The following is a 14,248-nucleotide window of genomic DNA, read 5'->3' on the forward strand; positions in this document are numbered from 1 at the left end:
ACGACCTACAGCAACTGTAGCTTCAAGCGCTTTTTGAAAATTTTTTTTAGCCCAGCCAAACGTCAAGAAACAGCATAAGCACCAGCCCAATCGCCAAACCGAGCGTCGCCTTGTTCTGATGCCCGCTGCGATGGGTTTCGGGAATGATCTCATGGCTGATAACGTAAAGCATCGCCCCAGCGGCAAAGGCCAGCCCCCAAGGCAACAACGGCTCAGACAGTGCGATGATCCCGGCGCCGAGCAGACCGCCGATTGGTTCAACCATCCCGGTGAGGGCCGCAATGCCCCATGCGCGGCCTTTGGAGTAACCTTCGCCTAAGAGCGCCACCGCCACTGCGAGCCCTTCGGGTGCATTTTGCAACCCAATACCAAGCGCCAGTGGCATGCCGCCCGACAGCCCATCCGCGCCGAAGCCCACACCAACGGCCAGACCTTCGGGGAAATTGTGGATCGTGATCGCAATGATGAAAAGCCACACCCGTCGAAGCGATGCCGCCGCTGGCCCCTCTCGGCCCGTCCTGAAGTGTTCATGCGGCAGAAGCTCGTTCATGAGTGCCACAGCCCCCATGCCAAGCAAGATCGCCACACAGACGATCGCGGCAGGCGCGGCCTCGCTGTCAAACCGCAGACCTGCTGCATCCAGTGCCGGGATGATGAGCGAAAAGAAAGACGCCGCCAGCATCACCCCTGCGGCAAAACCCAACGACAGGTCGCGCGTTGCCCGCGACGGGGTGCGCCCAAAGAGCACCGGCACGGCCCCCACTGCGGTCATAGCCCCCGCAGCCAGACTGCCGAGAAATCCAAGCATCAGAGGTGACATCGTCTCCAAGGGGAATCCTTCCTCAACATTTGCTATGTGCAGCCGTGGACGACGTAGTCCGCCGGGCCAGTCGGCCAAGCCTATGGGAAGGATTGTGCCCCGTCCACTTGCGCCAAACTACCGAGCAACCTACAGAGACTATAGGTTATAGGAGGCTCAGACATGCTTGCCATCGGCACACTCGCAAAGCGCACTGGCACCAAAGTGCAGACGATCCGGTATTACGAGCAGATCGGCCTTATGCCTAAACCCGGCCGAACCGAAGGCGGACAGCGGCGCTATGGCGATGCCGAGTTGGACCGTCTCTCCTTCATCCGTCATTCCCGCCAGTTGGGCTTTTCGCTGGAGGCGATCCGAGAGTTGCTGGACCTCTCTGACACGCCCGACCGGTCCTGCGCTGATGTGGATGCCATTGCCCAAAGGCAACTTCGTGAGGTCGAGGCACGACTTGTGCGGCTCGAAGCCCTCCGCGTCGAATTGCAGCGCATGATCGGGGCGTGCAATGCGGATCGGGTGGCCGATTGTCGCATCCTTGAGGTGCTGCGCGACCATGAGGAATGTCTCGCCGACCACGGGGCCACCGCCTGATGCCCGCTGCCCTGCTCTATCCGCTTGCGGCATTGGCTGAGATCGTCGGGTGTTTCGCGGTCTGGGCGTGGTGGCGCGGCGCATCGCCGCTTTGGCTGGTGCCGGGGCTGCTGAGCTTGGCGCTGTTTGCGGGGCTGTTGGCCTTGGTAGAAGCTGGGTTCGCCGGGCGCGCTTTTGCGGCCTATGGCGGTATCTATATCGCGGCTTCGCTGGTGTGGATGTGGGCTGTAGAAGGGCAGCGGCCTGATCTTTGGGATGCTGCCGGGGCGGGCCTCTGTATTCTTGGCGCAACGGTGATTATTCTCGCGCCCCGCGCCGGATAGGCTGCCGACCCTTCTGAAAGGACCGGCAGCCATAAGGTTTAGCTGGCGTCTTTGAATTCGTCGTATTCGCCAAGCACCTGAACGGTCACCGTCACCTCGGTCTTGTCACGGTTGCGCCAGAACCAGCCGTGCTGACCTGCGAAACCGGCGGTGATTTCGCCTTCTTCCCCGATTTTGGCGGCAGACTTATGCACCATCACCTCGCGGGTCTCGCTAATTCATTGTTCCTTTTCCTCTCATGCCGTGCGGGGCGTGTAAGCTTCGTTGCTCGTGAGTAGCAATCTGCACCAAACCGTCTTCATCAGTGAGGCAACTCATCGCGTTCGCCAGAAATGCAGCTGCGTGCTCAATGATTGAAGCATCCCTAATAGTCTCGAGCTGCTCATCATTCAGATGCCAGACGTCAAGCGACTGAGGGCGCTCCCCCTCCCCTTGCAATCAAATCTACCTCGATATCTTTCTGTGGCGAATAATTCTCGTTAGTCATAGCAGTTTCCTTTCTTGTAGCCAGAACATTGGGTCGAAGTGGGTTTCGAAAAATCATTTGTTTGATTGCCCGGTAGCTTGCCAGCGCAGATGTTACCCGCGCGGCCCGGGAGCCGCATTCTCAGGCAGCAGCAGTTCGACCGACCAATTGGTTGCCGCATCAAGCGGAGGCCGCCTACAGTCTCTCAGACGAAGCTTCCCGCCCAAAGGCTTGGCAAACTGTTTGAAACGTCGGATCAAGTGCGCCGATGACTTCTTTTCTCCAAGTTCTCCCTTGAGCGCATCGATCGTGTCGAACACTCCGGGAGCGTTTTCGACGATCTCTCCCTGTTTGAACCGAGCAAATCCGTTCTCGACCAGAGAGATAGAAATTGCGGCGTCTATCCGGTCCCCTTTCAGCTCATTCCACGAGATCAACTCGTCCACAGGAAGACCAGGGATCGGAATATTGGAGACCAGAATGACACGCTTACGGTAGGGAGCATGGGCCAGTCGAAGACGCTCGACCAATTGGCGCGTGGCGAGTTCGCGTGACTGTAATTGCACCCGGCGGATTCTGTGGTCTGGATGGCAGGGCACTTTCACCGCCATGCCGCTACCGTCTGCCATTTCGTAGGGCAGTTCAACCAAGGGCAGCCGCTGCCCTCCCTTCATATCCATCGGCACGAAGTTCAGCGGTTCCCCATGTGTATCTCCCCACAGTGCGCGTCCCTGATCCTCCAGCGTCGAGACAGGCAACTCTTGACGACCAAGAACGATCACTGCGGAGTAGTCCTTGTAGCGGTTCGATCCCAACGACCTCCCTCCGAGCCAGAGCCATCGTGCCCCATGTAGCTTGGTGCCAAGCATGATCTGGTTGATCTCGGTCTCACTTTTCGAACTGAAATCATGGCCTGCGTCCTCGAAGAATTTCTGCACAACCGTTCTGGTTGCACCTACAAGCACGCCTGTGTTCTTCGCGAGGCGATCACGCAGCACTTCTCTCGCGATTACCCTTCTGCCCCCCTCGCGGTGGCTTTCGCTGTTCAGCAGTGCCGAGATGGACATCTGGTGATCGTGGACCTGCACGACATGGGCTCGAGGCCGCAGGGTCAGTTCATGCTCTGCTCGAGTATCACAGCCGAGAGCGGCCAAGATCTCGGTGTCTGCATCGGCATCGAGAACCAGCATAGGTTCCTTGTGCCGCAGCGGCTGCTTACGCATCACGCGCAGCACCTCTTTTTCACCATCTGTAAATAGGCGAAGCCGCTCGCACTCGGTCAGGCCCAAACGCTTTGCCTCGGCCAAAACTTTCCAGACCGCTGCGAAGCGTGAAACCTTCCGATGCGCCTGAGCGGCCTTCTCCAGTATTCTTTTCTGGGTCAGGGGGTCCTGGTCGGGGCGAATGTCAGAAGCGGGTGCCTGGCCCTTGTGCTCAAGCTCAGCAAAAGCAGTGAAATCGCCTGCAGAATAAGGCAATGCCAACGGGCTCTCCCCAGCACAAAGCTTCCCGACGACTTGCGCTGCCGCTTTTAGTAGATCCGCATGATCTGCGGCGCCTGACGTCGGAAGAAATGTCCGGGGGGCCTTGAAGGCGATGGGATCGATGTCTCGGATCCAAAGGAAGCTCTTCCAGAAGGTCTCGTCCAAGACCCTAAGTGTCGGATCTACACCTGGTTGCTTCGGCAGGGCGAAGTATGCGGTCGCAAGGAAGTGGCAGGCCGCATCCACTCTGAATTGGCCAAGATAGGCGCATTCTTCGAAGTGGGGGCATCGTGCAACTGTGCCATCCTCCAACTTCCTTTCGCAAAAATGCTCCTTTGCAGAGAGCCCAATTCGATTTGCTTGCTCGACCAGCTCAGCCTTGGCGCACATCGGACCATTTCCGTCAGGTCTCGGTGCAGACCTGCCGCGAATGGTTTGGGCAGAAAGGCCAAGGCACTCCGCTTCGCGTGTCGCCTCCGCAGCCAAGGCAAGCGTCGGCACATGGAAGGCCACGTTCCCAAGTTGCCCCTCAGATGCACGTTCGGCCATAAGCTCTCGCTCAAGTGTGCTTTTTCCGGCCCCGGGGCTGGCCCGGACGATGACACTGGGCACACCTTCGCCTTCGGATGCCTCGCGCAAGGTTCGGTTGGCCAGTGTCAACGCCGACCTCAACATTGGGCGCGCCTCAGATGCCGGGGTGAAAGTCGTCGGGCGACATGCGTGAGCCACGCGATAGGCACCAGAATTGCAGAACCGACCTGAGCTATCACGGGCCGGCAGGTTTCGATTTGTCAAAGTCATCACTCTCATCCTGTTGGTTCAGGAGGGAGGTGAGACCGGTTCGGAAGATCGAGAAGAAATTGGTTGGTTTCGGAAAGAAGGTGTCATCCCGGTAGTAAATACCTCTTAACGGAGTGACACTTTTCCTTCGCAAACCTCATTGACTTCGGATGCCGTTCCTCCGGGACCGCATAGCTCTTTTTTGCTTCGGAAATTTCCGAGAAAGCCGTGCGGAACCTAATTCCTCCATGACCCAATGGAGGAACATCATGAAAAAGCCTGTCTATTACACCGCCAACGAAGTCGCCGAGATCTTCAATCGGGACCCGCATACCATCAGAGATTGGATCAATCACGGCTGCCCGACACCGGAAGGTCTTGTGAGGCTTCAAGCCGCGAAGCTCGGCAAATCGTGGACGATCAAGGACGAGTGGCTGGCGATCTTCGAGCTTCGAGTCCGGCCTGACCCTGTGAGGCCGAACCTCGAACTCGAAATCCCCCGCGGACCTGAAAGGGAAACTCCATGACACTCGATCAAATACTGCGCGATTACCTCGAAACCAGCGGTGAAAGCATGCGCGCGCTTTCTCTCCGCGCAGGGCTGAGCCCGAAAGCCGTCAGCGACATCCTGAACATTCCCGGTCTTCGGCCGCGCCACTCGACACTTTCGGCGCTATCTGCAGCTACCGGGATGGATCTGTTTGGAGCGCAAGCGATTTCCTGTGTGACCTATGCCGACCTGATCGAAAAAGCCCGACGCCAAGGAAAAAATAGTTTGGTTTCAAAACTACGTTGGTTGTGTCGACATGCTGGGTGGGCCCCCGAACTGAAACAAGTGTGCAAGCAGGATGTAATTGACTTTTTCGACAGTAATGAGCCTGCACGGTTCAACCTGAGCAAAGGAAGCTATGCAACCTACCGCTCGGCACTGGTAAACGCCGCTGGGCGCGACCAGCCGCGGGAGCGCAAGCGCTCTATCAATGATATAGCCGGGCACTATCAGAGAGCTTATAAAGCCATTCAAGATAGTGACCTCCCATGCTCGGCAAAATACGCCTGCGGCCCGTTTTTCGTCTTTCTCCACGACGGAGGAATTGCCCCGGACGAGATCACCACCGCGACCCTCGCGGCTTTTTACAACTACCGCGTCGAGACATCCTCAAAGAGCGCTGCACGGTGCGAAAAGCAGGTTCGCGAGATTTCAACACTGCTGAGCCACCTCGCGTCTGAACCAAAGTTGGCGCACCTCGAATTTGCGACCGCTTGCCACCCCTTTGACGACGCACGGGACAAATTTGGTGTCGATGACGCGATACTTGCGCCACTAATGGAAGAATTCGACACCAGAGTGGCTCCCTGGGCACAGGGGAAGGCCTCTCGCGATGGACTGTCCCGGGCCGAGTTCATTGCGCGAATGGATCAACAAGAGGCTACCGGCGAAATCAGCGACAAGAAGGCCAAGTTGCGCACCAAACGGCAGGAGAAAGCCGGAAGGCCCGGTCAGTCCACTAAACAGGACGCCCCAAGCCGGTCGGAGTTGTTGCGCCAAGCGGGTTTCCTGGTCGGCAAACACACTTGGAAAGCCGAAACCTTAAAGACACGGCGCGGATACATTAAGTCGCTGGCTAAAGCTGTTGCTTCGTCGGCTGACGTCGTGCCCGAGACCATCGAAGAGCTCACCGATCCGGAATTCCTCGACGTCGCGGCGGAGACCCTGAGCGAAGTCAACCAAGCCGATTTTCCGAGTGCTTACGTCACAAGCGTTCTCAAGACGGCGCGCAAGATCGCCCGGGACTATCTGAACCGGCCGCCGGAGGACCTAAGTGAAATCGATGATACGATCGCGCTGCATAAGGTGAACTATCAGGGCATCGCACCGCGGAACATGTCCAAGCTCAGGCTGTTTAACGAAACCCGCATTCAGCAGACCATCGACCTGAGTGCGATGCTGCTTGCGGACATAGACGCATCGATCAAGGCGAAGCGTAAAGCCTGCCAGAAAAAGAACGGAGTGCTCCCACCGCCTGCCGAGGTGCTCGACCCTGACCTCGGTCGAGATATCATGGCCACCTTGGCCCACGATATCTTGCTGGCAAGAGCCCCTCGCAGTGCCAATGTTCTGCGTGCGCGTCTCGATTGGATCGCGTGGTCTGATGGCCGCGCTCGTATCGTAGTGCCCGCTTCGGAAGTGAAGATGCGGAGTGCAGGTGATGCTGATTTGGCAGTTCAGCTGGGCACGACGGCGAGCAGGCTCCTGAAAACGTATTTAGAGATCGTGCGCCCAACGATGCTGGCACCATTCCAGAAGAAAAACCCATATCTCTTTCCCGGACAGGGAAAGACGAACGCTGACGGCTACTACTCAGGCCTTCTGCATCGGGTGACAAAGAGGTTGCACCAAAAAGTCGGCGTTCGCATCAATCCGCATCTCTATCGCCACCTGATCGGCTGGATCTGGCTGAAAGACAGCCTCGATAACTTGCCCAAGGTGCAACGCCTGCTTGGGCATAAGAAATTGCAGACGACAATCAATCACTATGCCGAGCTCGACGAGAGCCTCGTTTTTGACGAATGGCTCGCGCGACTGGACAGACGCCCCGCCGCCTGAGGGCGCGAGGCAACCAAAGGAAAGCTTCAAGACATGAATGAACACCTCGCTCTATTGGCCCGTATTCGCTGCGCCGGCCCCGGTTCCTCCCCCCCGGGGCAGGACGACCTCAAGCGCCATCTCAGCGGCAGGCTGCAACAGATCGGAGCGCCTGCATTGATGGAGTTTGCTTACGTCCAAAAGGTGGCGGCTGAGGCCTGGGGCGCTGAACGCTGCGCCCATTTTGCCAATGTTCTGCGCGAAGCGCGGGTGACCCCAAAGTCGCCTCGTCGGACCTCATGGCAAACGGCAAGAATGCGCCTTTCCGACCTTCCCGATCAATGGCAACCAACCCTCGCTGAACGTATCGAGACTTCAGAAGCTGGCGTCCGCAAGAAGGGACAGGTTCTCTGGAGTGCCGCGCATACACAGAACGTCATCCGCGCGTTGAGCGGATGGGTTACGTATTGCAGAGCGCAGGATCTTCCGATGTCGCCAACCGGTGGAACGCTCGAGGGCTACGCAAGGGTAGTGACTCAAAAGGCTTCGGTAAGAACGGCGTCAGATTACATCAGCCGCATACTTACAGGGATCAAGCTCGTCATGCCGGAATTCTCCTCGCAAGCCTGCGAGTTTGTGGCCTGCGATTGGCGTGAACGCGCGGCAGAAGCCGGCTCCACGACGAAAACAGGCGCCCAACTCGTTGGTGCTTCGCGGATCTATGATCTTGGCTTCGACCTTATGCAGCAAGCCCGGTCCCGTCATCTTCGCGGCCTGCATGCCGCGAAGGATTTTCGGAACGGCATCCTTCTGAGTGTCGCGGTTGCATTGCCACAACGTGCCCGGGCACTGTCCGCGCTTGCGTTCGACCGGACCATCGATATTCCATGTGAGGGAATGGTGCACATTCACCTCCCGGCCCGCATGCTGAAGTTGCCTGAGGGTCAGAAAGCGGGAGCCCCGTTTGATCGAACCCTATCCAGTCAAAAGCTCGCGTCTGCACTGGAGGAATACAGGCATTCCTATCGCCCACTGTTTGACGATGGAGCCTCTCTATTTCCGTCCATGCACGCGCGTGGCGCAGCAATCAGCGAGGCTCAGATCGGTCGGCTTACAGGCGATTTGACAGAGCGCGCTTTCGGTGTGCGTGTCTCAGTCCATCGGCTCCGTGACAATGTCGCCACTGAAGCCAGCGAGCACCTCGCATCAGGCGGGCGTGCCGCCACGGCCTTGCTCGGCCAACGCGACGAGCAAACGGCCCAGCGGCACTACGATCACTCCACAGGGCTGGCGTCCGCTCAGGAATTCGTTGACATGATCGAGCGACAACGTAGCTTTGAAGTCGAGCTTGATCTGTGACGACAAGGCGACAGCGATGGCACATACCGCTGTCTTTCGCCGGAAATTCCCTTATTTCCGAAGGGTGTTGAAAACGCCCAACCATCATCCGCACGGGATGGACGCTGGGCGTTTTCAACATTTTCCCGCCCTCGCCGAAATTTCCACAGCATCCTGAACACGGCTCGCTCTGACCTCAACAAGAGTTCGGACTGCCAACTATCAGCCCGAGGGTATGGGCGCTCGTCTTTTCCAGCGCTTGGCAAGAGGCACCCCGAAAAAACCGTTTCGCGTTTCCCAAAAAGTTCCAATTTCCCGTCTACCCAAACGGGCAAGCCACAAAAGGAACGAAACCATGACCACTTACATCGAACTTGAATGCATCGAACCCACGGAACTTAAGAGGATTGTTGGCGACCCGAAAGCATCCGCGGCGCTGAACTCCAACTACAGGGATGCCGAAGCCTGCCGTCAAGTTCTACTCGGCAAACAGGAAGCGCAGGAAGTAATGCGGGGAATGTCGACGAGCGAGGCAATTACGATCGCGCTTGCCTTCGGGCGTGATGACCTTCTGCCAATGTCCCATCGTGACTTCCGTTCGGCCTGGCGCCGCATCGACAATCGGCAGCGCCAACTGGTGGATGTCGCGGCAAGGGCGAAGTGGACGACGCAATACGAGAGTCCGGCCTGCAGCGGGTAACCTACACTTCCGGCGAGCCGAACCTCTCTGTTCACTTCCGTCAATTGGTGTGGAGGGCGGCTGGCCGCAATCCAGTCCAGCCTTTCCTAACTGCGCATTGCGAAATTGGTTGATCTCACAAAGGTCATAAGCGTTATCTACAGGCAAACGTCAAGTTAGCACTCGGATTGGGCCGAAACGTTGTTGCGAACGGCCCTTTCCGGAACTTCGTAGCAGTAGCAGCCAAGGTCAGCAGTGCGCTATGAGCGTCGGCATACAATGGGTGGGGCTCGCGGACCGATATCGCTCCGGGTGTGCCCAGCTTTCCCGCTTCGGCGCTCATTTATCGGACCTGTAATGGGCCATGAACATGGCCACGCAGCCTTCCATCAGACCAGGCGCCTCGGTCTGCTTATCGAGGAAGAACTTTGGCCAGAAGTAGAAGTTCTTCACCAGGGCGAGCAGCTGACTGGACACGAGGACCGGGTCGCTTTTGCGCAGTGTGCCGGCCTCCATTGCCTGCGCGACCAGTTGCGTTACAGGGTGATCATGTGCCGCGGTCTCCGCGAAAAACCAGCGTGATTGGTCGAGGTCCACGGGCTACTGCTTGAGAGACAGAAACTGCGATATCAATTCGCCTGCGTAGAGCGCGCTGAAGCGGCGCATGCGGATATAGAGTGGAACGGCAACAAGACCAAACACCAGTAGCGCCAGATGCCATTTCATCAATCCGCCGAGTAGAAGGATCAAGAGAGAGGTCAGCAGTGATCCTGCGACCATGCCGCGACAGAGGCCATAGGTGCGTGTAAAGGCGTCCAGCCTCCGGGTTCGGCCCTCCGCGTTCAATTGCGAGTAGATCTCTCGTGCTGTTGAAAACCAGGTATCATGGCTGAGGTCAGCGCCGGATGCATTCGTCCTGGCTCGGAGAACTTGTTCGAAGCGAGCCCACTGATCCGGGCTAACCGGCCTTCGGGTCGGACTGAAGAGCAGGGAGCTCCGCCCCACCCCAAGGCGGTCTTCCAGTGCCTCGATGCCGTTCCCGAACATATGGACGACATGCCCCACCACGAAGGAGACGATCAGGAAAATGCCGAACTCGCCGAGCTCTACTCCTTCTGTGCTGAGCACCGCAGCCAGCTCCGGGACGAGGAGAGACGCTGCCAGAGTGGGGAGGGCACCCGGGATGATGACAGCGACGAACTCGTAGGCGTCGAAGCTCATCGGACAGCCTCCCGAGCAGAAACCCGGAGTTCGTCAGCGCCGACGATGATCATCACGGCCGGTCGTTCTTCCGTGGCGAGGTCAGATGCCAAGGCGTCCATCTGCTTGCGATCTACCGGGCTGGGGTCGGCCGCAGCTCCATCCGGATGGGTGTGCCATTCGCCGAGGTAGGTGATCTGATGCATGACTTTTCCCCTTGCTTCATCTACGGCTTCGGAGAGGCCGCGAACTCCTCGCTCGAAGGCCCGCGGCGTCCCGTAGCTGTCGTCAGGCGCTGGAAGGCCGAGAGAGACCTCGATCCGCTTCCGACGATGGTCGACCACCCCGAGAAGGACTCCGCCTGTCTCGTTCGGAAGTGCTGTTGCACGGAGCTCTCTGAGCTGTTGATGGACCGCCCCCGAACAGCGGATGCGCCATCCTTGATGGGCGACCTCATGCATGCCGGGATTCACGGACGCTGTTACGATGCTCAAGGAACCGTCGGGGTGGAGCGAACCGATCATCAGATGGGATGCCGGAACGCGAAGTGCGCGGCCTATTGCGCCGGCCGCCGCGGCAGACAGCAGCGCGGCGTCGGAGGAGGAGATCCGACTCGTCACCGATCTGCACTGCCCGCTTGAGACTACAGCCTCGCTCGGAGCCCTGAGATGATGCCTCAGCGCGGGGTTGAGGATGACCTCTCTGTAGTATCTGACCTCCAGCGCGGCGAGATCCTCATGCCGCTTCTGATCCTCGACCATTACCACGACGGCGTCGCCACTCGGATTGTAGAAGGCACTGATCCCGCGACCGCGTTCCTCAGTATCTGACAGGATACGGCTCGCGCCCACTGATGCGGTCAGATCGAGTGCGAGGTCCGAGGTCGTGATGGCACCGACAAGATCCTCGCTCATGCCGCCCTCGCTAAGCTGCTCGGCGTAGTAGGCAGGGTGGATGTCTGGGCGAATATGATGAAGCTCAGAGGCGAGCACCTTCGCCTTCAGGGCTCCGACTTGGTCTTCGCGAAGGATGTGCCTGGCGAGGTTGTGGGGCCGCAGGCGGTCGTCATCGGCAATAACGAGTTCGGAGAAGGCACCCTCTCGAACGAGGCTGTCGAGAACCTGGCAGCCGATCGCTCCGGCGCCGAACGCAATCACCCGACCGCCAACTGCTTCGCGCCCGGCCCAGGTTTGGGCTGTGGCTCGATCGAAAGACAGGGACAGGTTCGCTGGCGTGAGGGACACCGCCTCAAGTTGGTCCGGCCTTGCCTCTCCCTCCGGAATTCGAAGTGTGTAGCCGCCGCCGGCGGCATCCATCGGAGGCCAGAGCAAGCCCAGAGCTTCACCGATTTCGCCGATCGATTGATGTGCCAGCAGGCAGAAGCTCTCAATGCGGTCGGTGATGACGTTGTGAGCGAGAACGCGGATCAGGAGGTGGGACTGGTGAATTCGCTCCGAGTTTGCGTCGGTCAGAAGCCGACGGACGTGACCCTTTAGATGCTCGAGGAGGTCAAACTCCACGTTTGAGAACGCCAGGTTCAGATGCCCGAGATGCCGTGGCGGATGCCACATTGCCCCGAGGTTCTCGACCCGGATGCCCAGCGTCAGCCCGAGGAAGGGTCTCCAGGCCCGGCCTTCGCCAGGCGGCGGCTTCGCCCTATCGTATTCTCGAGCTGCCCAGACTCTGGCATCATCTTCGGTTTCGGTGAGAGCGAGGAACAGCGGAGGCCCATCTACGGCATCCATCTCTTGCACGAGATGCGAGGACATGAAGACCGTATCAGCCGGGGGCAGAAACGCGGGGTCGCGGAACTGCATTTCGTCGTCCATCTGCCCCGTTCCCGCGCGCCGGAACCATGAATAGATGCGCCGGACGATTTCGGCACCGTTGTAGTCGGCGCAGGCATCAGCCCACGGTCGGTCATCTATGCAAAGCGCGATGCTGCCGGAGGTCGGCGCCTCTACGGGAAGGCCGAATGTGTGAGGCGTGGCCGGGAAATCTGCTCGGAGGGGAACGACGAGGGGGGAGGTGTCATCTTGAAACAGAACCACCAGCTGCTCGGAAGGAAGGACCTCGAAGGCGGGCTCTTGAGGGGAGCCGGTCTTGACGGCCAGACTGACGACTTCCATCCCGCTTTCCAGCCGACGCGTTTCATCGATGCGAACTTCCCGCCCACCAAGCTTCGCGACAAAGCGCACGAGAGACTGGGCAAGCCGATGATGGAGCGTCTTAGGGTCGACCGCCTCTCCGCCCAGGGCTTGGCCGTCAGCGTATTCTGGGGGAACCGCGCCGTCCATGTCTCACCCTGCACGCATGGGTTTTGAAGTGGAGCTCGAACCGGCGGACGCGGGACTCGAGAGACCAAGCGCCGCGCCGGTTGCGGTGATGTTGATCGTAAGGGGCTTCTTCGGATCGTCCATCGTCACTTCGAACTGTCCCTTCCGGCTGTTCTGGAGGGGCTTGTAGTAGGCCGCAGCCTGACGGTGCGGCGGCTGGTCATTGTCCTTCGCCGACCCCTTCGTGGGGATCGGGGCGCTCGGCGAAACTATGAAGGAACGTTCCTGACCTTGCTCTTCCAATAACCAGGCGACCTTCTCGACAGGCATGGTCTTGTCGGTCCCGCGATCGTTGCAATTAAGGGCTTTGTAAGAGCAGTGGTGGAAGAGCTTGAGGACGTCCCATTCGAGGCGCTCGTCGTTCTTGTGCCGCTGTGTGCTCTGAACGATCCGGCTCAAAGTGTCCGAGTTGATGTCGGAGCCGAGGAGCATGCGCGTGTCGCGGCCGCCCTCGCGGAGGATCGCTTGGAGCACGATCGAATCCTCGTTGCGAATCACCTCTCCATTCTCGTCCTGAACCCAGCTGAGAGGACAGTGGACGAAGAAATCGGCCTGGGCGCTTCCGGTCAGCTCGAAGCCCGGCACACTCTCTCCGGCGTTGACGATGCAGTGAGAGCGTTCGACCAAGGAGATCCCGTTCTTTCGCAACCAGCCCTCAAGCGCCTTAGGGGTGGAGAATATCTTAATGCCCTCCCCCTCCTTGAGCCGGTGCTTCGCCTCCTTCTGCAACGCAATCGCCGCCGGTTCCTCCAGGTTCGGTTCGAGGACGGCCGCCGCGGGCACCCAGAGCTCGTCGAACTTGATCCGGTCCTTCGACTGATAGCTTGAATGGTGAGAGAGCCAGAAGGCCTCGTCCGCTCCGAAGCAGTGGTCCTTGTCAAGGTGGGTGAAGCACAGGACCGAAAGCTCGTTCTTCCCACCCTGCCGAAGGTCGCGTCGGATCTCGTCGGCAAGGTCGATCGTGACCTCCGACTTCTCAGATTTTCCCATGTCAGCGAAGTCGAAAAGGATGCGCTGACCGTCAGCCAAATTCAGTCGGGTCGAATCGGCGTTGCCGAGAGGGAAGAAAGTGATCGCCGCGCTCATATGGACCTCGTGAAATTTATCCTACAATACCACACGATGTGGGTATGGGGGGCGGAGATCACAAGGTAATGTGTAAAGTTTCTTCTGTTCGAGCTTGCATCGATCCAGGAAGTCTGTTGGCGGCTGCCAACCTCGAGCCTCAGTTGACAGGGGCACAGGTTGCTCAATCGAGAGCTCATAGCTCTACAATGCAAGCGCCTCGTGCAGCGCCTGTGACGCGCGACGCCCATGATCCTCATATGCCGGCGTAGCCGAGAAAGGAGTGCGTGCGGGGCACCGAATAACGGTGTCCAGAAACGGGGCAGGTAACTGGAAGCACATCGGCGGTCGAGGTTCCGAAGTCGGATCTGGAAACGAAAGACCGAGGATACGGGCTTGCTATGGCATGGCGCGAACATCGGCCATCGTCAGCAGACGCCCCACGCCCTACAGTCCCGAACAATCAGCAGCCTAATAGGCAGCTATTGAGGCCAAAGACGCGCGCGGAGCCACTGCTGCCGTTCGAGCATTGCGGGGCGAACGGCATGTGTGGATGGCTCCTACATAGCAAGACATTTTTGA

The 14,248-nt window shown here is 58.9% G+C and carries 13 protein-coding genes; 6 read left to right on the forward strand and 7 right to left on the reverse strand.

Annotated elements, in window-relative coordinates:
• Positions 1–46: 46 nt before the first annotated feature.
• Positions 47–829: a ZIP family metal transporter gene (locus tag ACGYK4_RS14145; RefSeq protein WP_136720335.1), complete on the reverse strand. Its 783-nt coding sequence runs from the start codon at positions 827–829 to the stop codon at positions 47–49.
• A 153-nt stretch (positions 830–982) separates the two neighbouring features.
• Here ACGYK4_RS14145 and ACGYK4_RS14150 point away from each other — a divergent pair, with 153 nt between their 5' ends.
• Together ACGYK4_RS14150 and ACGYK4_RS14155 are read left to right on the forward strand one after the other, a co-directional pair.
• Positions 983–1,408: a helix-turn-helix domain-containing protein gene (locus ACGYK4_RS14150; protein WP_136720334.1), complete on the forward strand. Its 426-nt coding sequence runs from the start codon at positions 983–985 to the stop codon at positions 1,406–1,408.
• On the forward strand, positions 1,408–1,731 hold the full coding sequence (locus ACGYK4_RS14155; protein WP_209218813.1) for a YnfA family protein: 324 nt from the start codon (positions 1,408–1,410) through the stop codon (positions 1,729–1,731). Before ACGYK4_RS14150 ends, ACGYK4_RS14155 begins: the two co-directional genes overlap by 1 nt.
• Before the next feature lie 38 nt (positions 1,732–1,769).
• Here the strand turns inward: ACGYK4_RS14155 and ACGYK4_RS14160 are convergent, their stop codons facing one another.
• On the reverse strand, positions 1,770–1,931 hold the full coding sequence (locus tag ACGYK4_RS14160; protein WP_248646449.1) for a hypothetical protein: 162 nt from the start codon (positions 1,929–1,931) through the stop codon (positions 1,770–1,772).
• Between the two features lie 379 nt (positions 1,932–2,310).
• On the reverse strand, positions 2,311–4,482 hold the full coding sequence (locus tag ACGYK4_RS14165; protein ID WP_394376088.1) for a hypothetical protein: 2,172 nt from the start codon (positions 4,480–4,482) through the stop codon (positions 2,311–2,313).
• Positions 4,483–4,730: 248 nt separating this feature from the next.
• Between ACGYK4_RS14165 and ACGYK4_RS14170 the strand changes: the two genes are divergently transcribed.
• The 4 genes from ACGYK4_RS14170 (at position 4,731) to ACGYK4_RS14185 (ending at position 9,086) form a co-directional block, all read left to right on the forward strand.
• A complete protein-coding gene (locus ACGYK4_RS14170) occupies positions 4,731–4,988 on the forward strand; it encodes a helix-turn-helix domain-containing protein (RefSeq protein ID WP_394457085.1) in 258 nt (85 codons plus the stop codon).
• Positions 4,985–7,069 carry a site-specific integrase gene (locus ACGYK4_RS14175; protein ID WP_209218816.1) on the forward strand — a complete coding sequence of 695 codons (2,085 nt, stop codon included), beginning with the start codon at positions 4,985–4,987 and terminating at the stop codon, positions 7,067–7,069. Before ACGYK4_RS14170 ends, ACGYK4_RS14175 begins: the two co-directional genes overlap by 4 nt.
• Before the next feature lie 33 nt (positions 7,070–7,102).
• The gene (locus ACGYK4_RS14180; RefSeq protein ID WP_209218817.1) at positions 7,103–8,407 is read left to right on the forward strand and encodes a hypothetical protein; all 1,305 of its coding nucleotides are present in this window, start codon (positions 7,103–7,105) and stop codon (positions 8,405–8,407) included.
• A gap of 334 nt (positions 8,408–8,741) precedes the next feature.
• Positions 8,742–9,086 carry a hypothetical protein gene (locus tag ACGYK4_RS14185; RefSeq protein ID WP_136720328.1) on the forward strand — a complete coding sequence of 115 codons (345 nt, stop codon included), beginning with the start codon at positions 8,742–8,744 and terminating at the stop codon, positions 9,084–9,086.
• Between the two features lie 318 nt (positions 9,087–9,404).
• On the opposite strand, the gene ACGYK4_RS14190 is transcribed toward ACGYK4_RS14185, so the two are convergent.
• Genes ACGYK4_RS14190 through ACGYK4_RS14205 form a run of 4 tightly spaced genes read right to left on the reverse strand, consistent with a single transcriptional unit; the run spans position 9,405 to position 13,687 of the window.
• Entirely contained in the window at positions 9,405–9,662 is a 258-nt protein-coding gene (locus tag ACGYK4_RS14190) for a TetR/AcrR family transcriptional regulator C-terminal domain-containing protein (protein WP_209218818.1), read from the reverse strand.
• Positions 9,663–9,665: 3 nt separating this feature from the next.
• Positions 9,666–10,286, reverse strand: coding sequence for a hypothetical protein (locus ACGYK4_RS14195; RefSeq protein WP_209218819.1), 621 nt, complete (start codon positions 10,284–10,286; stop codon positions 9,666–9,668).
• Positions 10,283–12,562, reverse strand: a complete 2,280-nt coding sequence (locus tag ACGYK4_RS14200; protein WP_209218820.1) for a ThiF family adenylyltransferase — start codon at positions 12,560–12,562, stop codon at positions 10,283–10,285. The genes ACGYK4_RS14195 and ACGYK4_RS14200 overlap by 4 nt, the downstream gene beginning before the upstream one ends.
• A 3-nt stretch (positions 12,563–12,565) precedes the next feature.
• Complete coding sequence (locus ACGYK4_RS14205; protein WP_209218821.1) at positions 12,566–13,687, reverse strand: MBL fold metallo-hydrolase; 1,122 nt, start codon at positions 13,685–13,687, stop codon at positions 12,566–12,568.
• Positions 13,688–14,248 lie beyond the last annotated feature (561 nt).

The sequence above is a fragment of the Sulfitobacter sp. 1A13368 genome (genome assembly GCF_043557275.1).
In the GTDB taxonomy this organism is placed as follows: Bacteria; Pseudomonadota; Alphaproteobacteria; order Rhodobacterales; family Rhodobacteraceae; genus Sulfitobacter; species Sulfitobacter faviae.

Bases quoted from the DNA above. Each gene is read 5' to 3' on its own strand.
- ACGYK4_RS14205 (WP_209218821.1), bottom strand. From the start codon at position 13,687: ATGAGCGCGGCGATCACTTTCTTCCCTCTCGGCAACGCCGATTCGACC.
- ACGYK4_RS14170 (WP_394457085.1), top strand. From the start codon at position 4,731: ATGAAAAAGCCTGTCTATTACACCGCCAACGAAGTCGCCGAGATCTTC.
- ACGYK4_RS14195 (WP_209218819.1), bottom strand. From the start codon at position 10,286: ATGAGCTTCGACGCCTACGAGTTCGTCGCTGTCATCATCCCGGGTGCC.
- ACGYK4_RS14200 (WP_209218820.1), bottom strand. From the start codon at position 12,562: ATGGACGGCGCGGTTCCCCCAGAATACGCTGACGGCCAAGCCCTGGGC.
- ACGYK4_RS14175 (WP_209218816.1), top strand. From the start codon at position 4,985: ATGACACTCGATCAAATACTGCGCGATTACCTCGAAACCAGCGGTGAA.
- ACGYK4_RS14150 (WP_136720334.1), top strand. From the start codon at position 983: ATGCTTGCCATCGGCACACTCGCAAAGCGCACTGGCACCAAAGTGCAG.
- ACGYK4_RS14180 (WP_209218817.1), top strand. From the start codon at position 7,103: ATGAATGAACACCTCGCTCTATTGGCCCGTATTCGCTGCGCCGGCCCC.
- ACGYK4_RS14165 (WP_394376088.1), bottom strand. From the start codon at position 4,482: ATGACTTTGACAAATCGAAACCTGCCGGCCCGTGATAGCTCAGGTCGG.
- ACGYK4_RS14185 (WP_136720328.1), top strand. From the start codon at position 8,742: ATGACCACTTACATCGAACTTGAATGCATCGAACCCACGGAACTTAAG.
- ACGYK4_RS14155 (WP_209218813.1), top strand. From the start codon at position 1,408: ATGCCCGCTGCCCTGCTCTATCCGCTTGCGGCATTGGCTGAGATCGTC.